General features: G+C 58.5%; 19 protein-coding genes. 6 read left to right on the top strand and 13 right to left on the bottom strand.

Translation table 11 applies throughout. The features are described 5' to 3' along the window. Position 1 precedes the first annotated feature (1 nt). The 6 genes from ACTJI7_RS17440 to ACTJI7_RS17465 all read right to left on the bottom strand — a co-directional run bounded on the left by ACTJI7_RS17440 (position 2) and on the right by ACTJI7_RS17465 (position 4,431). The gene (locus tag ACTJI7_RS17440; RefSeq protein WP_008503141.1) at positions 2-307 is read right to left on the bottom strand and encodes a DUF883 family protein; all 306 of its coding nucleotides are present in this window, start codon (positions 305-307) and stop codon (positions 2-4) included. Positions 308-336: 29 nt separating this feature from the next. Further along, the gene (locus ACTJI7_RS17445) at positions 337-705 is read right to left on the bottom strand and encodes a DUF1090 domain-containing protein (RefSeq protein WP_028014508.1); all 369 of its coding nucleotides are present in this window, start codon (positions 703-705) and stop codon (positions 337-339) included. Between the two features lie 143 nt (positions 706-848). After that, positions 849-1,232 (bottom strand): EnvZ/OmpR regulon moderator MzrA, encoded by a 384-nt coding sequence (mzrA, locus tag ACTJI7_RS17450; RefSeq protein ID WP_047364677.1) that lies wholly within the window; start codon positions 1,230-1,232, stop codon positions 849-851. A gap of 2 nt (positions 1,233-1,234) precedes the next feature. Beyond that, positions 1,235-1,897, bottom strand: coding sequence for a DedA family general envelope maintenance protein YqjA (gene yqjA / locus ACTJI7_RS17455; RefSeq protein ID WP_008503144.1), 663 nt, complete (start codon positions 1,895-1,897; stop codon positions 1,235-1,237). Positions 1,898-2,240: 343 nt separating this feature from the next. Further along, a complete protein-coding gene (gene exuR, locus ACTJI7_RS17460; RefSeq protein WP_028014506.1) occupies positions 2,241-3,017 on the bottom strand; it encodes a transcriptional regulator ExuR in 777 nt (258 codons plus the stop codon). 115 nt (positions 3,018-3,132) lie between these two features. Beyond that, positions 3,133-4,431 (bottom strand): MFS transporter, encoded by a 1,299-nt coding sequence (locus ACTJI7_RS17465; protein ID WP_063155300.1) that lies wholly within the window; start codon positions 4,429-4,431, stop codon positions 3,133-3,135. A 476-nt stretch (positions 4,432-4,907) separates the two neighbouring features. Here ACTJI7_RS17465 and uxaC point away from each other — a divergent pair, with 476 nt between their 5' ends. After that, the gene (gene uxaC, locus ACTJI7_RS17470; RefSeq protein WP_063155301.1) at positions 4,908-6,320 is read left to right on the top strand and encodes a glucuronate isomerase; all 1,413 of its coding nucleotides are present in this window, start codon (positions 4,908-4,910) and stop codon (positions 6,318-6,320) included. Between the two features lie 17 nt (positions 6,321-6,337). Continuing rightward, positions 6,338-7,825: a UxaA family hydrolase gene (locus tag ACTJI7_RS17475; protein WP_063155302.1), complete on the top strand. Its 1,488-nt coding sequence runs from the start codon at positions 6,338-6,340 to the stop codon at positions 7,823-7,825. Between the two features lie 140 nt (positions 7,826-7,965). On the opposite strand, the gene sstT is transcribed toward ACTJI7_RS17475, so the two are convergent. The 4 genes from sstT to ACTJI7_RS17495 all read right to left on the bottom strand — a co-directional run bounded on the left by sstT (position 7,966) and on the right by ACTJI7_RS17495 (position 12,220). Then, positions 7,966-9,207 carry a serine/threonine transporter SstT gene (sstT, locus tag ACTJI7_RS17480; RefSeq protein WP_041907970.1) on the bottom strand — a complete coding sequence of 414 codons (1,242 nt, stop codon included), beginning with the start codon at positions 9,205-9,207 and terminating at the stop codon, positions 7,966-7,968. Between the two features lie 221 nt (positions 9,208-9,428). Continuing rightward, positions 9,429-10,397 (bottom strand): TerC family protein, encoded by a 969-nt coding sequence (locus tag ACTJI7_RS17485; RefSeq protein ID WP_047367080.1) that lies wholly within the window; start codon positions 10,395-10,397, stop codon positions 9,429-9,431. A gap of 250 nt (positions 10,398-10,647) precedes the next feature. Next, positions 10,648-11,646, bottom strand: a complete 999-nt coding sequence (locus ACTJI7_RS17490; RefSeq protein WP_028014500.1) for a Gfo/Idh/MocA family protein — start codon at positions 11,644-11,646, stop codon at positions 10,648-10,650. Positions 11,647-11,716: 70 nt separating this feature from the next. After that, entirely contained in the window at positions 11,717-12,220 is a 504-nt protein-coding gene (locus tag ACTJI7_RS17495; RefSeq protein ID WP_023333531.1) for a YgjP-like metallopeptidase domain-containing protein, read from the bottom strand. An 83-nt stretch (positions 12,221-12,303) separates the two neighbouring features. Here ACTJI7_RS17495 and rlmG point away from each other — a divergent pair, with 83 nt between their 5' ends. Then, positions 12,304-13,440 carry a 23S rRNA (guanine(1835)-N(2))-methyltransferase RlmG gene (rlmG, locus tag ACTJI7_RS17500; protein WP_063155303.1) on the top strand — a complete coding sequence of 379 codons (1,137 nt, stop codon included), beginning with the start codon at positions 12,304-12,306 and terminating at the stop codon, positions 13,438-13,440. On the opposite strand, the gene ACTJI7_RS17505 is transcribed toward rlmG, so the two are convergent. The 3 genes from ACTJI7_RS17505 to lsrR all read right to left on the bottom strand — a co-directional run bounded on the left by ACTJI7_RS17505 (position 13,437) and on the right by lsrR (position 18,228). Beyond that, a complete protein-coding gene (locus ACTJI7_RS17505) occupies positions 13,437-15,458 on the bottom strand; it encodes an NADPH-dependent 2,4-dienoyl-CoA reductase (RefSeq protein ID WP_063155304.1) in 2,022 nt (673 codons plus the stop codon). The two genes, rlmG and ACTJI7_RS17505, sit on opposite strands and share 4 nt — an antisense overlap. A 185-nt stretch (positions 15,459-15,643) precedes the next feature. Beyond that, positions 15,644-17,224 (bottom strand): autoinducer-2 kinase, encoded by a 1,581-nt coding sequence (gene lsrK / locus ACTJI7_RS17510; RefSeq protein WP_063155305.1) that lies wholly within the window; start codon positions 17,222-17,224, stop codon positions 15,644-15,646. A 32-nt stretch (positions 17,225-17,256) separates the two neighbouring features. Beyond that, entirely contained in the window at positions 17,257-18,228 is a 972-nt protein-coding gene (gene lsrR, locus ACTJI7_RS17515; protein ID WP_028014496.1) for a transcriptional regulator LsrR, read from the bottom strand. Positions 18,229-18,443: 215 nt separating this feature from the next. Between lsrR and lsrA the strand changes: the two genes are divergently transcribed. The 3 genes from lsrA to lsrD are packed head-to-tail and all read left to right on the top strand — an operon-like array spanning position 18,444 to position 21,937. Then, positions 18,444-19,931: an autoinducer 2 ABC transporter ATP-binding protein LsrA gene (gene lsrA, locus ACTJI7_RS17520; RefSeq protein WP_440670511.1), complete on the top strand. Its 1,488-nt coding sequence runs from the start codon at positions 18,444-18,446 to the stop codon at positions 19,929-19,931. After that, positions 19,928-20,959: an autoinducer 2 ABC transporter permease LsrC gene (gene lsrC, locus ACTJI7_RS17525; protein WP_063155307.1), complete on the top strand. Its 1,032-nt coding sequence runs from the start codon at positions 19,928-19,930 to the stop codon at positions 20,957-20,959. Before lsrA ends, lsrC begins: the two co-directional genes overlap by 4 nt. After that, a complete protein-coding gene (gene lsrD / locus ACTJI7_RS17530; protein ID WP_063155308.1) occupies positions 20,960-21,937 on the top strand; it encodes an autoinducer 2 ABC transporter permease LsrD in 978 nt (325 codons plus the stop codon). It abuts the gene before it with no gap. The last annotated feature ends 1 nt before the right edge of the window (position 21,938 follow it).

A 21,938-nucleotide genomic window follows, 5' to 3' on the forward strand; every position in this document is an offset into this window, starting at 1 on the left:
ATCAACGACGCGTCAGCAGGACACCCAGTACCACACCCACTGCGGCACCAATACCAACTCCCGTCCATGGATTGTCGCGCACATATTCATCTGCACGCGCAGCCGCTTCACGGGTCTGTTTCGCCAGTGCATCACCGGTTTCACCCAGGCGGTAGCGGCTCTCTTTCAGCGCCTGCTCCGCTTTGCTGCGCAGCTTGCTTACTTCTTCTTTCGACTTATCGGCAGAGGAATTCAGCACCTCTTCAAGGGTATCGGCCAGGGATTTCAGTTCAGCGCGCAGATGTTCAGACGTCGTATCTTTTGACATGATTCTCTCCTGTTGAGATTTCCGTTAACTCAATAATCGCGAGCTTCCAGCGCTTTCAGGTCGTCCTGCGCCTCTTTCAACTTCTTCTCGCGCTTAGCAATTTTTTCCGCATCCCCTTTCTCTTTCGCTTCCTGCAGGTCTTGACGGCGCTCGGCTATCTCGTCCTTCTGTTCAGCGATTTTCTTTTGGTGATCGGCACGCAGCTTGCTGTCTGAACAGTTCGCTTTCACTTCGCTCAGCGCTTTTTTGAGACCATCAACACGGTGCTGATTGTTATGCTTTTCGGCATAACCGATCTCACGCTGAATATCCTGTTCTTTCTCCTGACAGAGAGAGTTTGCGAAGGTCGTTGTGCTTAAAGAAAAAAGGGCCAGAGCCAGGGTCATGCGGAATTTCATTATCGAAACCTTCCATTGTGCTGCGGGGTTAGCCGCTATCCAAAATGATGCGGAGTACATTCGAGGGGTGCTCCGCGTACTTAAGCATAGTAAGTAAACGGGGGATTCACCAAAGTGAGTGAAAAGATTCGGAATCCAGGAAGTTATCCAAACCGATGCGACGTATCGCGAATCAATGATAACCACGCGGCTGGCGGATTGTCATCTTCCTGCTGGGCAATGATATAGCCGTGCGGCAGCGTACGGTCAAGAACCGCTTTCGCGGCAGCGCTCTGCGCACGGGAATCAAACTTAATCAGTAAAACATCGTCCTGAGGGGTGATGCTTTTAAAGCGGATGCCGTTTGCATCCAGATGATGCCAGACAGAAAAACCGTCAGGCACACCGCCCCCCTGGTTTACCGGGCGAATGGCCAGCGTAGCGTCCTGATGTGAAAGCGTGTTCCAGGCCAGCAGTACGACGCTGAGCATCACCAGTGCAATAAAGGCACAGGCAAAGCGGCGCATGGCGAGCGGTGAGATAACCATCGTTAACCTCGCGCTCCGTATTTTTTCTTCCACAGGACAACCAGCGAGCCGATCAGGCCGAAGACCAGCAGAACAACAGGCAGCAGCATCAGGCAGGACATCAGCTGATCTTCATATTTCATGAAGACCGGCGTCTTACCCAGCGCATAGCCCAGCGTCGTCAGGATCAGAACCCATAACAGGCCGCTCATCCAGTTGAAGAACTGGAAGCGTGCGCTGCTCAACCCGGACAGCCCGGCAATGGTGGGCAGCAGGGTGCGCACAAAGGCGATAAAGCGGCCAATCAGCAGCGCGGAAAGCCCATGCTTATGGAACAGGTGGTGTGCCCGCTGGTGATAGTGCGCAGGCAGATGGGAAAGCCAGTTCTGTACTATTCGGGTATTGCCCAGCCATCTTCCCTGGATATAGCTCACCCAGCAGCCAAGGCTGGCCGCGACGGTCAGTAATAAAATGGTTTGCGGGAACGCCATTGCGCCTTTAGCACACAGCACGCCGACAAGCACCAGCAAACTGTCACCCGGCAAGAAGGCTGCAGGCAGCAAACCATTCTCAAGGAACAGAATCATAAACAAGACAAAATAGAGCATGCCAATCATGGAAGGGTTGGCCAGCGTTTCAAAATCCTGCGCCCAAAGGGCATGCAGCAGTTGGGTCAAAAGTTCCATTCAGTGTTCCTGGAAATCGGTTAACGTCTCGCCTGTTATCCGGGACAAACAGCACGGCGACATTGTTGTGATTTCATTATGGTCGCTCGCGGACACATTGCGGTGTGGCCAACACTGTTCCCTGTTAATTGGCTGGTTAGCAAGCACTAACTTTCAAAATAACGAAGTGAATCCAATTGTAACAAAGCCCAACGTTCTGCGTCACAGAATTTGCAGGGTGAGGTGATTTTGGCGTAAGCCCTGAAAGTGAGCGAGGGATTTTACAAAGGCTGACACTATATATGTTTTGCTTACCCATTCAGCCGGGGAGGCGCAGCGAAGCGCCTGCCGGTAGAAAGGTCGCCTATTTTGCGCCGCTCGGGGCCGTATCGAGATGAACGACAGGATTATCGGCAAAAAGATAGCGGTCAGCGTTAAATTCGAAGTCGTCGCTGGTTTCATTGAAGAGCATCTGCTTGGTGTTCTCCAGGTGCTGCCACATGGCGAGCTTCGCGGCGTGGGGATCTTTACGAATCAGCGCCTTAAGAATTTGATCGTGGTCGTCACACCAGTTGTCCACGGTACGCGAATCAATATGATCGTGCAGTTTTTTCCAGTACGGGTTGTGAACGCGCTGAGTCCACATTTTCTCAACGATTGCCGCCAGCGCCGTATTCTGGGTTGCCAGGGCGACCTGAACGTGAAACTGCAGGTCCCACTCGGAATCACGGAAACATTTTTCCTTGCGAGCGTTCTCCTGAATCTCCATCAGCTTCATGATGTCCTGCTTGGTCACCTGCGTGGCGGCAAATTCGGCAATATTGCTTTCGATCAGCTGGCGAGCCTGGAGCAGCTCAAACGGACCGTAGCTGGCGAATTCTAGACTTTCATCCGCCACCGGAGAGTGTTTAGGCTGATTAGAAATAACGTGAATGCCGGAACCTTTGCGTACCTCAACGTAGCCTTCCACTTCCAGCATGATAATCGCTTCGCGCACCACGGTTCGGCTTACGCTTTTTTCATCCGCGATAAAGCGCTCGGCAGGAAGTTTATCACCGACAAGATAGACCCCTTGCTCGATGCGATCTTTCAGCTCGGCAGCAAGTTGTTGATATAAACGACGTGGTTCGGTGATTTCCATATGCGCTCCAGGCAGGGTACGGCAGATGATTTGTTATACCACTTTCACGGAATACTCTCCAGATTTTGCCATTAAAAAAGCCGCCCGGGGGCGGCTTCGGTGAAACGCATTTTCGCTAACTCTGCGTAGCCGGTCGCCCGAGAGACTCTTTCGCCAGCTCCTCTGCGGATTTGCTTTTCAGCACCGTCCAGATAACCACCGCGCCCATCAGGTCGAAGATTGCCAGCACCGCGAACAGCGGGCTGAAGCCGATGGTATCCGCCAGCGCGCCGACGACCAGCGCGAACATCGTACTCGCGGTCCACGCGGCCATCCCGGTCAGGCCGTTGGCGGTGGCCACTTCGTTGCGACCGAAGACGTCAGAGGAGAGCGTAATCAGCGCGCCGGACAGGGACTGGTGCGCAAAACCACCGATGCACAGCAGCGCGATAGCGACGTAGGGGCTGGTGAACAGACCGATCATGCCCGGGCCAATCATCAGCAGGGCACCCATGGTCACCACCATCTTACGGGAAACAATCAGGTTCACCCCAAACCAGCGCTGGAACAGCGGTGGCAGGTAGCCGCCCACGATACAGCCCAGGTCAGCAAACAGCATCGGCATCCAGGCGAACATCGCGATCTCTTTCAGGTTAAAGCCGTAGACTTTAAACATAAACAGTGGGATCCACGCGTTAAAGGTACCCCAGGCCGGTTCAGCCAGGAAGCGCGGCAGGGCGATACCCCAGAACTGACGGGTGCCCAGGATCTGCCAGACGGACATCTTCTTGCCATTGTTGGTCTGATGCTGCGCTTCCTGACCACCAATAATGTATTCGCGTTCTTCCTCGGAGAGTTTTTTCTGATCGCGCGGGTGTTTATAGAAAACCAGCCACGCCATTGCCCAGGCAAAGCTCAGCACGCCAGAGATAATGAATGCCATCTGCCAGCTGTGCATCACGATGGCCCACACCACCAGCGGCGGCGCAATCATTGCGCCGATGGACGAGCCCACGTTGAAGTAACCCACCGCGATGGAACGCTCTTTTGCCGGGAACCACTCAGAGCTGGCTTTCAGCCCCGCCGGGATCATTGCGGCTTCTGCCGCACCGACCGCTCCACGGGCCAGCGCCAGGCCGCCCCAGCTGCCTGCCAGTGCGGTTGCACCGCAGAATACCGCCCAGGCGATGGCGAAGAAGGCATAGCCGATTTTGGTACCCAGAATATCGAGAACATACCCAGCAATAGGCTGCATGACGGTGTAAGCGGCAGAATAGGCCGCGATGATGTAAGAGTATTGCTGCGTGGAGATATGCAGCTCTTCCATCAACGTTGGCGCCGCGGCTGCCACGGTGTTACGTGTCAGGTAGCCCAGCACGGTACCCAGCGTCACCAGTGCGATCATATACCAACGTAACCCTTTAATTTTACGCATCTAAAACCTCATCGTTATGTTATTTCCGCGCCAGAGCACGGCAACCTCTCAACCGTTGCCGGGAGCAGTTGTGTAACGGGAGGGGCGTAGCCGGGAGAATGTCCCGGAACGGCCCGAACCTTGCCATAAGTAAGCGTGCATAAGTCGGTATCCGTACCGTTAAATCCGATGTGTCTCACACCGGTAACGCATTCCGTCGGCTTAGTGTTTGCGACGGCGAAACGATAACTTGTCATACAACTTTAAAAGGTGAGTGACATCACAAATGTATGATTCTTTGTAGGGACATTAATTGCTGCGCGCAAAGCCAGAAACGGCGCGGCCTGTAGAAGGGTTTACTCCATTGAGGGTAATTTATTTGTTAGCGTTTATTGATCTCACTCACGAAAAAAGCTTCGGTGGGTGGAAATTGGTGTGATAACTTTGCAGCATATGAACATACGCTTTCTGACGCTCCCGTAATGAGGAAGACGATAATGACGCCGTTTATGACCGACGATTTTCTGTTAGATACCGAATTTGCCCGCCGCCTGTACCACGACTACGCTAAAGACCAGCCGATTTTCGACTACCACTGCCACTTACCGCCGCAGCAGGTTGCCGAAAATTACCGTTTCAAAAACCTGTATGATATCTGGCTGAAGGGTGACCACTATAAATGGCGCGCAATGCGCACCAACGGCGTGGCTGAGCGACTGTGTACCGGCGACGCGACCGATCGCGAGAAGTTTGACGCCTGGGCGGCGACCGTTCCGCACACTATCGGCAACCCGCTTTACCACTGGACGCACCTCGAACTACGCCGTCCGTTTGGCATCACCGGCAAGCTGCTTTCTCCCGCTACGGCGGATGAGATCTGGGACCAGTGCAATGCGCTGCTGGCGCAGGATAACTTCTCCGCGCGCGGCATCATGAAGCAGATGAACGTGAAGATGGTGGGCACCACCGACGATCCGATTGACTCCCTGGAGCATCATGCCGTTGTCGCCAAAGACACCTCTTTTGACATTAAAGTGCTGCCAAGCTGGCGCCCGGACAAAGCCTTCAACATCGAACAGGCCACCTTCACCGACTACATGGCGAAGCTGGCGGAAGTGTCCGATACCGACATCCGTCGTTTCGCTGACCTGCAAACCGCGCTGACCAAACGTCTGGACCACTTCGCGGCGCACGGCTGTAAAGTCTCTGACCATGCGCTGGACGTGGTGCTGTTCGCGGAATCCAACGAAGCTGAACTGGACAGCATCCTGGCGCGTCGCCTCTCCGGTGAATCGCTTAGCGAGCACGAAGTGGCGCAGTTCAAAACGGCGGTACTGGTATTCCTCGGTGCGGAATACGCGCGTCGCGGCTGGGTACAGCAGTACCACATCGGCGCGCTGCGCAATAACAACCAGCGCCAGTTCAAACTGCTGGGCGCGGACGTGGGCTTTGACTCCATCAACGACCGCCCGCTGGCGGAAGAGCTGTCAAAACTGCTGAGCAAACAGAACGAGCAAAACCTGCTGCCGAAAACCATTCTCTACTGCCTGAACCCGCGCGATAACGAAGTGCTGGGCACCATGGTGGGCAACTTCCAGGGCGAAGGTATGCCGGGCAAGATGCAGTTCGGATCCGGCTGGTGGTTCAACGATCAGAAAGACGGCATGGAGCGTCAGATGACGCAGCTGGCGCAGCTCGGTCTGTTAAGCCGCTTCGTGGGTATGCTGACCGACAGCCGCAGCTTCCTGTCCTATACCCGTCATGAATATTTCCGCCGCATCCTGTGCCAGATGATTGGCCGCTGGGTGCACGCGGGTGAAGCGCCAGCGGATCTCCAGCTGCTGGGCGACATGGTGAAAAACATCTGCTTTAACAATGCGCGTGACTACTTCGCCATTGAACTGAACTAAGGCCGTCTGAGGTTGATATGCAATACATCAAAATCCATTCGCTGGATAACGTGGCCGTCGCGCTGGCAGATTTAACCGAAGGCACGGAAGTGGCCTTCGATAACCAGTCGGTCACGTTGCGCCAGGCCATTGGACGTGGACACAAGTTTGCCCTGATCCCCATTGCAAAAGGGGAGAACGTGGTGAAGTACGGTTTGCCCATCGGCCATGCGCTGGCGGATATTGCGCCGGGTGAATATATTCATTCCCACAATACCCGCACCAATCTCAGCGATCTGGACGAGTACAGCTATCAGCCTGAACTACCGGAGGCAGGCGTGCAGGCGGGGGATCGTGAGGTGCAAATCTACCGTCGCGCAAACGGTGATGTGGGGATCCGCAACGAGCTGTGGATCCTGCCGACCGTCGGCTGCGTGAACGGCATTGCGCGTCAGATCCAGACCCGCTTTCTGAAGGAGACCCACGATGCCGAGGGCATCGACGGGGTACATCTGTTCAGCCACACCTACGGCTGCTCCCAGCTGGGTGACGACCACATCAACACCCGCACCATGCTGCAAAACATGGTGCGCCACCCGAATGCGGGTGCGGTGCTGGTGATCGGCCTCGGCTGCGAGAACAACCAGGTCGACGCCTTCCGCGACACGCTGGGCGAATTCGACCCTGAGCGCGTGCACTTCATGGTGTGCCAGCATCAGGACGACGAAGTGGAAGCGGGCGTTGAGCAGCTGCATCAGCTGTATGAGGTGATGCGCCACGACAGGCGCGAGCCGGGCAGGCTGAGCGAACTGAAGTTTGGCCTGGAGTGCGGCGGGTCTGACGGTCTTTCCGGCATTACCGCTAACCCAATGCTGGGCCGCTTCTCGGATTACGTGATTGCCAACGGCGGCACCACGGTGCTGACCGAAGTGCCGGAAATGTTTGGCGCGGAGCGCATTCTGATGAGCCACTGCCGCGACGAAGAGACGTTTGAGAAGACCGTCACCATGGTGAACGACTTCAAACAGTACTTCATTGCCCACAATCAGCCGATTTACGAGAATCCGTCCCCGGGAAACAAGGCGGGCGGAATCACCACGCTGGAGGAGAAATCCCTCGGCTGCACCCAGAAAGCGGGGGCCAGCCAGGTGGTGGACGTTCTGCGCTACGGCGAACGCCTGAAAACCCACGGCCTGAACCTGCTGAGCGCACCGGGTAACGATGCGGTCGCCACCAGCGCGCTGGCGGGGGCGGGTTGTCACATGGTGTTGTTCAGCACCGGTCGCGGTACGCCGTACGGCGGTTTTGTGCCGACGGTCAAAATCGCCACCAACAGCGAGCTGGCGGCGAAGAAAAAGCACTGGATCGATTTCGACGCAGGCCAGCTGATCCACGGCAAAGCGATGCCGCAGCTGCTGACGGAGTTCGTGGACACTATCGTGGAGTTTGCTAACGGCAGGCAGACCTGTAACGAGAAGAACGACTTCCGCGAGTTGGCGATCTTTAAGAGTGGTGTGACGCTTTAAGTGTTTTGTCGGGTGGCGCTAGCGCTTACCCGACCTACTGAACTTTAATCGGTGCGGCCTGATGCCCTCACCCTGACCCTCTCCCACAGGGAGAGGGTACAAACACTAAAAACGGCAACCTCAGGGTTGCCGTTTTGCTGTTAACCTCGCAGCGCGTTCTTCGCTAAACGCGCGTCTTCCGCCTGACAGGCCGCTGCGGTGAACAGCACGTCGGTAGAGGAGTTCAGCGCGGTTTCGCAGGAGTCCTGCAGCACGCCGATGATGAAGCCGACGGCCACAACCTGCATGGCGATCTCGTTCGGGATGCCGAACATATTGCACGCCAGCGGGATCAGCAGCAGCGAACCTCCCGCCACGCCGGATGCGCCACAGGCACACAGCGACGCCACCACGCTCAGCAGCAGCGCCGTTGGCAGATCCACAGGAATACCCAGCGTTTGCACGGCCGCCAGGGTCAACACGGTGATGGTGATCGCCGCACCTGCCATGTTCACTGTCGCACCCAGCGGGATCGACACGGAATAGGTATCGCGGTCCAGGTTCAGCTTCTCCGCCAGCGCCATGTTAACCGGAATGTTTGCCGCCGAGCTGCGGGTGAAGAAGGCGTATACGCCGCTCTCGCGCAGGCAGGTGAGCACCAGCGGATACGGGTTACGGCGGATCTGCCAGAACACCAGCAGCGGGTTGATCACCAGCGCCACCAGCAGCATACAGCCGACCAGCACCATTAGCAGCTGCGCGTAGCCCCACAGCGCGTCAAAGCCGGTTGTGGCCAGGGTAGACGACACCAGACCGAAGATACCGATGGGTGCAAAGCGAATCACGACCTTAACGATAAAGGTCACGGCGTTGGACATGTCGTTGACCAGGTTTTTCGTCGTTTCGTTGCCGTGACGCAGGGCGAAGCCCAGGCCGATCGCCCACACCAGGATGCCAATGTAGTTGGCATTCAGCAGGGCATCAATGGGGTTCGTAACCATGCTCATCAGCAGGCCGCGCAGCACTTCCACAATGCCTGAAGGCGGCGTGACGTCGCCCGCCGCAGAGGTCAGATGTAGCGTGGAGGGGAAGAGGAAGCTAAAGACCACTGCGGTCAGCGCAGCAGAAAACGTGCCCAGCAGATATAAAAAGAGAATCGGGCGAATGTTGGTTTTTTGTCCGTGTTGGTGATTGGCGATAGAAGCCATGACCAGCATCAGTACCAGCACCGGCGCAACGGCCTTCAGCGCGCCCACGAAAAGCGTTCCGAGAAGCCCCGTCGCTTCCGCGGCAGGTTTTGACACCAGCGCCAGCAGAATACCCAGAACCAGACCTACCAGGATTTGTTTAACCAGGCTACCCTGCGTCAGACGCGCAAGCAGGCCCTTAGATTGTGTGCTCATACTAAATTCCTAAGTGAAATTGTGTTCCATCCTGGATGTGCTCTAAGTCACATTTATTTCAGGATGTAAATATTTGTTTGCCTGGTTGAGTATCAAGGAAAGCGTGTAAAGGCGGAAGAGTAAAATGCTGGATTTTACGTGTCACATCATATTTTTTAACTATTGAGTCACAAAAGTGTGTTAACCCTCTCCCCTTTGAGGAGAGGGTTAGGGTGAGGGGATTACTCCGCCTGCTGCTTTTTATCGTGCTGGCGGTTAACCCAGGTATTGATAACCAGCGTCACCAGCAGAATGCCGAACACCACGCCAAGCGAAATGGCGATCGGGATGTGGTAGAAATCCACGATCAGCATCTTGATACCGATAAACACCAGGATCACCGACAGACCGTACTTCAGCATCGAGAAGCGCTCTGCCGCACCTGCCAGCAGGAAATACATGGCGCGCAGACCGAGGATCGCAAACAGGTTAGAGGTCAGCACGATGAACGGATCAGTCGTCACCGCGAAGATTGCCGGGATGCTGTCTACCGCGAAAATCACGTCGCTCAGCTCGACCAGAATCAGCACCAGCAGCAGCGGGGTGGCGAATAGCAGGCCGTTCTTACGCACGAAGAAGTGCTCGCTCTCGATCTTGTCCGTCATGCGCAGATGACCACGGATCCACTTCACCAGCGGCTTATCACCGATACCGGTATCGTCTTCTTTCGCCAGCGCCATTTTGACCCCGGTAAACAGCAGGAACGCGCCGAACACGTACAGCAGCCATTCGAACTGGGTAATTAGCCAGCTGCCGGCGAAGATCATGATGGTACGCAGGACAATGGCACCCAGCACGCCGTAGACCAGCACGCGGCGCTGCAATGCTGCAGGCACAGCAAAGTAGCTGAACAGCATCAGCCAGACGAAGACGTTATCAACCGCCAGGGCTTTTTCAATCAGATAACCGGTGAGGAAGGCGAGCGCCTGAGGATCGGCCACCGCACGGCCTTCGGTTGAGGCCAGGTACCACCAGAAGGCGGCGCAAAAGAGGAGCGAGAGGGTAACCCAGACCAGCGACCAGACGGCGGCCTGCTTAACGCTCATGCCGTGCTCGCCGCGACGACCCTGCAAAAAGAGGTCGATCGCCAGCATGATGAGCACGACAACCGCGAATCCGCCCCACAGCATTGGAGTGCCGACAGAATGCATACTATTTTCCTTACACATAAAAAACAAAAACGGCCATGGTCAGAAGACGATAGCCGTTAGCTTTTTATGCATAGACCTCGCCTTCCGGCAAGGTCTCACTTACAACCACGAAGGTTGCCCGGCGACCGGATGCATATTTAACGCATCGTAATGACGATCCACCGGCGAAGAAGTTACTCCCCTTTGCAGGTAACAAAATATGTCAGACCATCGGTTTCGTCAATGGCCTGCGCCGTTTCATTACACAGCTTTACGCGATCGCTTCCGCGCCTATGCCGTCTGCCGGGAACACCACGCCGGTCTGGCGGCGGATCTCGGTTTGCAGCTTCGCCGTGGTGCGGCTTACCGCAAGGCCTGGGTGATTCACTTCGTTGTCTTCCACCAGACGGGCGAAGACCTCTGCCTCATAGAGCATAGTGTTAATATGCTGAGGCTGCGTCAGTTCCTGCGCTTTGCCGCCGCGCGGCACGAAGCTCACCTTCTGGCATTCGGAGATCTTCTCGATGACCAGCGACCCGGCTTCGCCCTGAATTTCGCTCGGCAACACGGAATCGCTCACCTTGGAGTGCTGCAGCGTGACGCTAAAATCACCGTAGTCCAGCACCACCAAACCGTGTGCATCCACGCCGCTCTCCAGCAGGCTGGCGGTGGCCGTAACGCCGTGCGGCTCGCCCCACAGCGCTACGGCAGAGGCCAGGCAGTAAAAACCGATATCCATAATCGAGCCGTTTGAGAAGGCCGGGTTAAAGGTATTCGGATTCTCGCCGTCCAGATAGCGCTGATAGCGCGACGAATACTGGCAGTAGTTGATAAAGGCTTTGCGCACTTTGCCAATTTTCGGCAGGGACTGCTGCAGCAGAAGGAAATTCGGCAGGCTGGCGGTTTTGAACGCTTCGAACAGCACCACCTGGTTTTCGCGGGCAAGCGCAATGGCCGCTTCCACTTCCTCAATATTCGAGGCCAGCGGCTTCTCGCAAATCACGTGCTTTTTGTGGCCGAGAAACAGCGCCGTTTGCGGGAAGTGCAGGGAGTTCGGGCTGGCGATATAGACCGCGTCAATGGCGTCGCTTTGCGCCATTTCATCCAGGGAGGTGAAGAGATGCTCGACGAGGTAGTCGTTAGCAAAACTCTGCGCCTGCTCAAGGCTGCGGGAATAGACTGCGGTGAGTTTAAGTTTGCCGGTTTCGTGGGCGGCGTCGACGAACTGGCGCGTGATCCAGTTCGTTCCAATGACTGCGAAACGTATCATAAACGTTTACGTACTCCGTAGCGGGGAACCTTTAGCCACTGTAGCACGGGATTATTGCAAAACCAGTGCGCTATTCCGCATTACCATTTAACGATAAATGCGTAAGCCACAGGCGGGTATCAAACTCCAGCTGGTGATACTGCGGCTCCATGTGGCAGCACAGGGAATAGAACGCTTTGTCGTGCTCTTTCTCTTTCAGGTGCGCCAGCTCATGCACCACGATCATCCGCAGAAAGGCTTCCGGCGCGTTACGAAACACCGTCGCCACGCGGATCTCCGCCTTAGCCTTCAGCTTGCCGCCCTGCACGCGGGAGATGGCGGTGTGCAGGCCGAGCGCGTTTTTCAGCACGTGGATCTTGTTGTCGTACATCACCTTGTTGATCGGCGGCGCGCTCTTCAGATATCGGCTTTTCAGATCCTGCGTATACTGCCAGAGGGCCTTATCGGTCGCGAAATCGTGCGTGCCGGGGTAGCGTTTTTCCAGCACCGCGCCGAGCTTCTGCTCGGCAATCAGGCTGCGAACCTGAGTCAGTAAATGCTCCGGGTAGCCCTGGAGATAAGTAAGTTGGTTCATCAAAAGCCCAAATTAATGCGAAAACGGGTATACTCACGCACCCTTTTCAGGGATACGCCAAATTTTACCATTCAGGAGGGCCGATGAGCCACTTAGACAACGGTTTCCGTTCACTCAACCTTAAACGTTTCCCGGAAACGGACGACGTTAACCCGCTTCAGGCGTGGGAAGCGGCGGATGAATATCTGCTGCAGCAGTTGGATGAGACTGAAATCCGCGGCCCGGTTCTGATCCTGAATGACGCGTTTGGTGCCCTGGGCTGCGCCCTGGCAGAGCACACGCCGTACAGCATTGGCGATTCCTACTTAAGCGAACTGGCGACGCGTGAAAACCTGCGCCATAACGACATCGACGAGTCCAGCGTGAAGTTCCTCGACAGCACCGCGGACTACCCGCAGGCGCCGGGCGTGGTGCTGATCAAAGTGCCCAAAACCATGGCGCTGCTGGAGCAGCAGCTGCGCGCGCTGCGTAAAGTCGTCACGCCGGAAACCCGCATCATTGCGGGTGCCAAAGCGCGCGATATTCACACCTCAACGCTGGAGCTGTTCGAGAAAGTGCTCGGCCCGACCACTACCACGCTTGCCTGGAAAAAAGCGCGCCTGATCAACTGCACCTTCAGCGCACCGGCGCTGGCCGACGCGCCGGAGACGCTGAGCTGGAAACTGGAAGGCACCGACTGGACCATCCATAACCATGCGAACGTTTTCTCCCGCACCGGGCTGGATATTGGGGCGCGTTTCTTTATGGAGCACCTGCCGGAAAACCTGGAAGGGGAGATTGTCGATCTGGGCTGCGGCAATGGCGTGATTGGCCTGACGCTGCTGGCGAAGAATCCGGAAGCCAGCGTGGTGTTCAGCGACGAGTCGCCGATGGCGGTGGCCTCCAGCCGTCTGAACGTAGAAACCAACATGCCGGAAGCGGTGGATCGCTGCGAATTTATGATCAACAACGCGCTCTCCGGCGTTGAGCCTTTCCGCTTCAACGCCGTGTTCTGCAACCCGCCGTTCCACCAGAAGCACGCCCTGACGGATAACGTCGCGTGGGAGATGTTCCACCACGCGCGCCGCTGCCTGAAAATCAACGGCGAGCTGTATATCGTGGCGAACCGCCACCTGGACTACTTCCACAAGCTGAAGAAGATTTTCGGCAACTGCGTCACCATTGCGACCAATAACAAGTTTGTGGTGCTGAAAGCGGTGAAGCTGGGTCGCCGTCGCTAAATAACCAGTGCAAGCTGGGTGCCCTGCGCAATCGCCCGCCGCGCATCCAGCTCCATCGCCACGTCGCACCCGCCGATCAAATGCACCGTTTTACCCGCTTCGCGCAGCGGATCGGCCAGATCGCGCTTTGGCTCCTGTCCGGCGCACAAAATCACATGATCCACGCGCAGCAGCTGCGGTTCACCACCGATCAGCACATGCAGCCCATCGTCGTCGATCTTCTGGTAGCTCACCGCCGGGATCATCTTCACTCCGCGCGAGAGCAGGGTGGCGCGGTGGATCCAGCCCGTGGTTTTGCCCAGCCCTTCACCCGGCTTGCTGGCCTTACGCTGGAGCATCACGATCTGGCGCGGGCTTTTCGGCAGCTGCGGCCCTTCCGGCCGTAATCCGCCGGACTGGCTCAGGCTGGTATCAATGCCCCATTCTACGCAAAACTCGGCGATGTTCTGGCTGGTGGCCTCGCCCGGCTGGCTTAAATACATCGCGGTATCAAAGCCGATCCCGCCGCAGCCGATAATCGCCACCTTCTCGCCAACGGGCGCTTTGTCACGCAATACGTCCAGATAGCTCAACACCTTCGGATGATCGATACCCTCGATTGCAGGCGTGCGCGGTGCGATCCCGCTCGCGAGGATCACCTCGTCGAAACCGATCAGATCCGCCGCGCTGACAAGCTGGTTAAGCCGCAGATCAACACCCGTCAGATCGATCATCCGGCGGTAGTAGCGCAGGGTTTCATAGAACTCCTCTTTGCCGGGGATCTGTTTGGCGATATTAAACTGCCCGCCAATTTCACCGGCGGCATCAAACAGCGTCACGCTGTGCCCGCGCGAGGCGGCATTCACCGCAAACGCCAGCCCAGCGGGGCCAGCGCCTACCACGGCCAGGCGTTTTTTATTGACCGTCGCAACCACCGTCATTTTGGTTTCATGGCAGGCGCGGGGGTTCACCAGGCATGAGGTAACTTTGCCAGCGAATATTTGATCCAGACAGGCCTGGTTACAGCCGATGCAGGTGTTGATCTCATCCGCACGGCCGCTTTGCGCTTTAGAGAGCAGTTCGGCATCCGCGAGGAACGGACGCGCCATCGAGACCATATCGGCGTCGCCGCGTGAGATCACATCGTCCGCCACCTGCGGGTCGTTAATGCGATTCGTCGTTACCAGCGGAACGGAGACTTTGCCTTTCAGCTTGCGCGTTACCCAACTGAACGCCGCGCGCGGCACCGGCGTGGCGATGGTCGGGATGCGCGCTTCGTGCCAGCCAATCCCGGTGTTGATGATGGTGGCACCTGCGGCTTCAATCGCCTGCGCCAGCTGCACGGTTTCGTCGAACGTGCCGCCGCCCTCCACCAGGTCGAGCATCGACAGGCGGAAGATAATAATAAAGTCCGCGCCCGCACGTTCGCGCACCGCGCGCACCACCTCCACGGCAAAGCGCATCCGGCGGGCATAGTCACCGCCCCATTCGTCGTCGCGCTGGTTGGTGCGTGCGGCGAGGAATTCGTTAATCAGATAGCCTTCAGAGCCCATCACCTCCACGCCGTCGTAGCCCGCCTCACGCGCCAGCGCGGCGCAGCGGGCAAAATCGTCGATCAGCGCCAGGATCTCGTCGTGGCTGAGGGCGTGAGGGGTAAAGCGGTTAATCGGCGCCTGAATAGCCGATGGCGCAACCAGCTTTGGCTGATAGCTGTAGCGCCCGGTATGCAGAATTTGCAGGGCGATTTTGCCGCCTTCGTTATGCACCGCGTCCGTGACAATGCGGTGATGCGGCAGCTGTGTCGCATCATTCAGGACTGCGCCGCCCTCCATCGTCACGCCTGAAGGGGCAGGGGCTACGCCGCCGGTGACAATCAGCGCCACCCCGTGGCGGGCACGTTCGGCGTAGAAGGCCGCCAGGCGCTCGGCTCCGTCCGGACGCTCTTCCAGCCCGGTGTGCATCGAGCCCATCAGCACGCGGTTTTTGAGGGTGGTAAACCCCAGATCGAGGGGGGCGAATAGCGACGGGTAGCGGCTCATAGTCTCTTCCAGTGTAAAATTATTGTTATGTGGTCGGATGAGTTACTAATTTAGCCAGCGGCAGCAGAAAGGTAAAAGCGGGATCGAATGATTGTGATAGATCTCAAAGAACTTCCCCGGTGGCGCTACGCTTACCGGGGCTACAAAACCCCAGGAAGGATAAGCGCAGCGCCATCCGGCGTTATTTACGGCGTCGCTGCACGCGCTAACCCCGGCGCCTGCCACATCGACGTGGTCAGCCCGCTGTCCACCAGCCCGAGCTGATCCGCGTACACCGCCTGCCACTTCTTCATCATGCCGTCGTACAGCTCCCGGTGCTGCGGGTTTGGCGTAAACTCGCGGCTCCACTTCACCAGCCGCTCGCCCGTCGAGGCCATATCCGCAAACAGCCCCGCGCCCGTTCCGGCGGCAATGGCGCAGCCGAGCGCCGTTGCCTCTTTGACTTCCGGCACGCGCACCGGCAGGCCGGTGACGTCGCTTAAAATCTGGCTCCACAGGGCACCCTTTGCGCCGCCGCCCGCAAACACCAGGCTATCAAACGTCACGCCGGAGAAGCGCGAAATCTGCGTCAGGTTACAGGCCGAGACGATTGCCGCGTTCTCCTCCAGGGCGCGGAACAGCGTCGCTTTGTTGCACTTTTCCGGGTCGATAGAGAGGTTAATAAACGACGGCGCGGCGTGGTACCACTGCTTGAAATGCATCGCGTCGGAGAAGATTGGCATTACGCCGTGGGAGCCAGCGGGTACGCGGCCCGCCATCTCTTCCAGCAGGGAATAGGTGTCCATCCCCATCCGCTCGGCAATCAGCTTCTCTTCGGCACAAAAGGCGTCGCGGAACCAGCGCATGGTCAGCCCGGTAAAGAAGCTGATCGACTCCGCCTGCGCCATGCCGGGGATAACGTGCGGGTTCACGCGGATGTTCATCTCAGGGTCGGTGCGCACCTGCGGCAGGTTAACCACCTGCTGCCAGAAGGTGCCGCCCAGCACCGCCGTTTGTCCGGCGCGGACAACGCCCAGCCCCAGGCAGCCCAGCTGCACGTCGCCGCCGCCCATCACTACCGGCGTGCCCTCGCGTAAACCGCTCTGCTGTGCGGCTTCTTTCGTGATGGCCCCCAGCACGGTGCCGGTCTCTTTCACCGGCGAGAGAATATCGGCGCGCAGCCCGGCCATGTCGAGCAGCGCCGGACGCCAGTCGCGTGAAAAGAGATCCAGCATGCCGGTGGTGCCCGCATTAGACGGATCGACCGCCAGCTCGCCGGAGAGCTTTGCCGCCAGCCAGTCGCTGATCATGGTGATGGTCGCGGCCTTGCGGTAGATGTCCGGACGGTGATGCGCCAGCCAGAGCAGGCGCGGCATGGCGCTAAGGGCAAGCGTCTGGCCGGAAACGTCATACACTTCGGATTCAAAACGGTAGTCGTGGATCTCTTTGAGTTCAGCCACCTCGCGGCTGGCGCGGGCGTCAACGTTGGCGCAGGCCCAGATGGCCTCGCCGCTGCGGTCGTACAGCACGATCCCTTCGCGCATCGAACAGCAGGCGACGGACTGAATATCCGCCGCGCTCAGGCGCGCGCGCTCCAGCGCCTGCTGAATGCACCGGCAGGCCAGCTGCCAGTTGGTGTCGAGATCGAACTCCATCGACCCCGGCACGTTCTCCACGCTCAGGTGCTTCCATTCGGCCTGGCCGACGGCAATCTGGTTGCCCTGTAAATCGAAAATCACGGCGCGAACGCTGCCTGTCCCTGCATCTAACGCTAAAAGGTAACTCATGAGCTTGCCTCGCTATTAGCGCAGGGCGACTCTTATTCGGCCAGAGCCAGCACCGCGCGGGCTGTCGTCTCTTCCGTCACCAGGCCATTAATACGGCGACCTTTCAGTGCGGCATAAATCGCATCGGCTTTCTCTTCCCCTCCGGCCACGCCGACGATTGTTGGCAGTTGCGCCAGTTCATCGAGCGAGACGCCGAGTAATTCTTTGTGGATCTCCAGCTCCTCGACGCATTCCCCTTCGGCGTTAAGGAAATAGCCGAGGATATCGCCCACCGCCCCTTTACGGGCGTACATCAGCTGTTCACCTTCGCTGATATAGCCGGAGCGCAGTATGGTCGCGTCACGGCGCTGGTTCACGGAACCAATGCCGACCACCGCCACGTCAGCGGCGGTCGCGGCGAGGATCACGTCCCGAACGCTGGTTTCGCGCTTTAAGATCCCGGCGACTTCCGCAGATGAGACGCGAAGCGGGGCGGGGATCATGCTGACGCTGCAGGCAGCGTCCAGCTGGCCGATACCGGTCATATACGGCCCCACGCCGCCGGAAAGCGTCACGAGGCGGATCTGCTGCGAGCTGATAAAGCCGCTTAAGTGTTGCAGGCTGCTCATGGTGGTTTCACCGAACCCCACCGCCAGCAGCTGGCCGGGCTCCAGCACGCCCATCAGCGACTGCGCCGCGCCAATGCCCAGCCGCACGTTCATCGGCGGGGTATTTAGGGCAGGCATCACGCGCACCAGCTTCAGCCCAAAGCGCTGCTGTAGCTCGGTTTCCAGCGACAGGCAGCCCTCGTAGCGGGAGTTGATCTGCACGCGGATCACCCCCGACTGGCGGCCTTTCTCCAGCAGGCGGGAGATCTTCAGGCGCGGCAGACCGAGCCGTTCGCCGATATCATTCTGGGTCAGCCCGTCGTGGTAGTAGCACCAGGCGACGCGCGCCACCAGCTCCTCTTCCGCCAGCGCCAGCCCGGCAAACCGTCCTTCTTCCGCAGTGCGTTTATCGCTCATAATTGAACTCTTATAAAAATTTAGATCATATGTTCGTGATGGCGCGGCGTGAAAATGTGAGCCACGCGGCAAAACGGATCTTTTAGATCGTTTCTGGTTAATCTGAATCTCAATCGATAAAACTGTGATCCCTGCACGGTTGTAAATATAGTTCACCGTCTACGCTTTTGAACATTATTAAATCTAAAAATCATTTGTTCAATAGCGGAGCGATGATGACACCACTTCTCAACGCGCGAAATATCAGCAAGCAGTTCTCAGGCGTGCCGGTCTTAAAAGGCATTGATTTCACGCTGCTTGCGGGGCAGGTGCATGCGCTGATGGGCGGTAACGGCGCGGGAAAATCGACGCTAATGAAGATCGTCGCTGGGGTGGAAATGCCGGATAGCGGTGAACTTTCGGTTGCGGGCGACTCTTTTGCACGGCTTACCCCGGCGCAGGCGCACCGGTTAGGCATTTATCTGGTGCCGCAGGAGCCTCTGCTTTTTCCCAACCTGACGGTGCGGGAAAACATCCTGTTCCGCCTGCCGCGAGAGCGCGATCGGGAAAAACGCCTGGCGGAGAAACTCCAGCAGCTGCAATGTCAGCTTAATCTCGACGCAACGGCCAGCACCCTGGAAGTGGCGGACCAGCAGATGGTGGAGATCCTGCGCGGGCTGATGCGCAACGCCAGAATTCTGATCCTCGACGAACCCACGGCCTCGCTGACGCCCGGCGAAACCGAACGGCTGTTTCGCCAGATCCGCGCCTTACAGGCGCTCGGCGTCGGGATTGTCTTTATCTCGCATAAGCTGCCGGAAATCCGCACGCTGTCGAGCCACGTTTCGGTGATGCGCGACGGCGCGGTGGTGCTCAGCGGCGAAACCGCCCAGTTTGACGACAGCGCCCTGATCGCCGCCATGACGCCGGTCAGCCGCGAGAAAGGCTTAAGCGATGCGCAAAAGCTGTGGCTGGCGCTGCCGGGAAACCGCCGCACCCAGCCGCAGGATTTTCCGGTGCTGCGCGTGGAAGATCTCACCGGAGAGGGCTTTATCGATCTCAGCCTGGAGATTTACGCCGGGGAGATCGTCGGCCTTGCCGGACTGGTCGGATCCGGGCGCACCGAGTTTGCCGAAACGCTCTACGGCCTGCGTCCCGTACGCGGCGGGCGGGTGTGGCTGGAGAGCCGGGAGATCACCTCCGATCCGGTGGGTTTACGTCTGGAAAAAGGGCTGGTTTATCTGCCGGAAGACAGGCAGGTGTCCGGCCTGTTTCTCGACGCGCCTGTCCGCTGGAACACGGTGGCGCTGAACGAGCCGTCGCTCTGGCAGCAGCGAAAGCGGGAGTCTGCGGTGGTGGAGCGCTATCACCGTGCGCTGGGGATCAAGCTCAATCATGCGGATCAAACCGTGCGCACGCTCTCCGGCGGCAACCAGCAGAAGGTGCTGCTGGCGCGCTGTCTGGAGGCCAATCCTTTATTGCTGATCGTCGATGAGCCGACGCGCGGCGTGGACGTGTCGGCGCGCGCCGATATCTACCAGCTCATTAAAAGCGTGGCGGCGCAGAATGTTGCGGTGCTGATGATCTCAAGCGATCTCGATGAATTCCCCGGCCTCGCGGACCGCGTGCTGGTGATGCATCAGGGCGTACTCAGCGGCGAGCTGCCGCGCCACGCCGTCAGCCTCGACCGGATGATGGCGCTGGCGTTTGGAGGACAATCATGAAGATCTTACTCAAAAACCGCGAGCTGAGCGCGTTTCTTGCCATTCTGGCGCTGTTCGCCGTGCTGGTGGCGCTGAATCCGTCCTACTTCAGCCTGCAAACGCTGGGGATGATCTTCGCCAGCGCGCAGATCCTGATCCTGCTGGCCATCGGCGCGGCGCTGGTGATGCTGACCCGCAATATCGACGTCTCCGTGGGCTCGACCGTCGGGCTGTCCGCGATTGCCGTCGGCGTGGCGCTCAACGGTGGCTACAGCCTGCCGGTATCGATACTTTTTGCGCTGTCGATTGGCGCGCTGGCGGGGGCGTTTAACGGTTTTCTGGTGGTGGGGCTGCGCATTCCGGCGATTGTCGCCACCCTCGGTACGCTGGGGCTGTACCGCGGAGCGATGCTGCTCTGGACGGGCGGAAAGTGGATTGAAGGGCTGCCGCCGGGGCTTAAATCTCTCTCCGAGCCTGCCGCCATCGGTATTTCACCGCTCGGCGTGGGAGTGTTGATTCTCGTTGTCGTTGGCGCGTGGGGGCTATCGCGCACCTCGTTCGGGCGTGATTTTTACGCGGTGGGGGATAATCTCGCCGCCGCGCGCCAGCTGGGCGTGGCGGTGAACCGCACGCGCATGATCGCCTTCACCCTCAACGGCATGCTGGCAGCCTGCGCCGGGATTGTTTTTGCCGCGCAGATCGGCTTTGTGCCCAACCAGACCGGCAGCGGGCTGGAGATGAAGGCCATTGCCGCCTGCGTGCTCGGCGGCATTTCGCTGCTGGGCGGCACCGGCACGCTGGTCGGTGCGTTCCTCGGCGCGTTCTTCCTTACCCAAATCGACACCGTGCTGGTGCTGTTCAGGCTACCGGCGTGGTGGAACGACTTCATCGCCGGGCTGGTGCTGCTGGGCGTGCTGGTGCTCGACGGGCGGCTGCGCCAGGCGCTGTCACGCCATCAGCGGGCGCTGAAGTACGGCCGGTTCCAGCCTGGCAACAGAGGGGGAAAGCACGTCACCCCCTTTCCCAAACGCAACAAAGAGGTGGCGTAAATGAGGCTCAACTGGGAAATCGCGCTGCTGATATTGCTGGTGCTGGAGATCCTGCTCTTCGGCGCCATTAACCCGCGCATGCTCGACGTTAATATGCTGCTGTTCAGCACCAGCGATTTCATCTGCATCGGCATCGTGGCGCTGCCGCTGACGCTGGTGATTATCAGCGGCGGGATCGACATTTCGCTGGGCTCCACCATCGGCCTGTGCGCCATCGCGCTGGGGGTGATGATGCAGGCGGGGTGGCCCATGACGATCGCCGTTCCGCTGACGCTGCTGCTTGGCCTGCTGTGTGGGCTGGTGAATGCGGCGCTGATCCACTACACCGGCATTAGCCCTTTAGTCATTACCCTCGGCACGCTCTACCTCTACGGCGGCGGCGCGCTGCTGCTCTCCGGCATGGCGGGGGCGACGGGCTACGAGGGCATCGGCGGCTTCCCGGACGGTTTTACCGCGTTCGCTAACCTCACGGTGCTGGGGCTGCCGATCCCGCTGGTGCTGTTCGCGGTGATTACCGCCTTCTTCTGGCTGATTACCCATCGCGGGCGCTTTGGCCGCCATCTATTTTTAATCGGCCAGAATCCGCGCGCGGCGCGCTATGCGGCGCTGTCGGTGAACGGCATGCCCTACGCGCTGTACGGTCTGGTCGGCGTGGCGTCGGCGGTGGCAGCGCTGGTGATGGTCTCCTATTTCGGCTCTGCGCGTTCGGATCTGGGGCGTGATTTGCTGATGCCCGCACTCACCGCCGCCGTACTCGGCGGGGCAAATATTTACGGGGGTTCAGGGTCGGTGCTGGGTACGGCGCTGGCGGCGCTGCTGGTGGGGTATCTCCAGCAGGGATTACAGATGGTCGGCATCCCCAACCAGGTGTCGAGCGCGCTGTCGGGGGCGCTGCTGGTTGTGGTGGTGATGGGACGTTCGCTAAGTCTGCACCGCGAATGGGTGCGATCTCTCTTCAGAAAACTATCCGGAGCGTAAG

The sequence above is a fragment of the Enterobacter sp. 22499 genome, from assembly GCF_052044815.1.
GTDB lineage: Bacteria > Pseudomonadota > Gammaproteobacteria > Enterobacterales > Enterobacteriaceae > Enterobacter > Enterobacter bugandensis.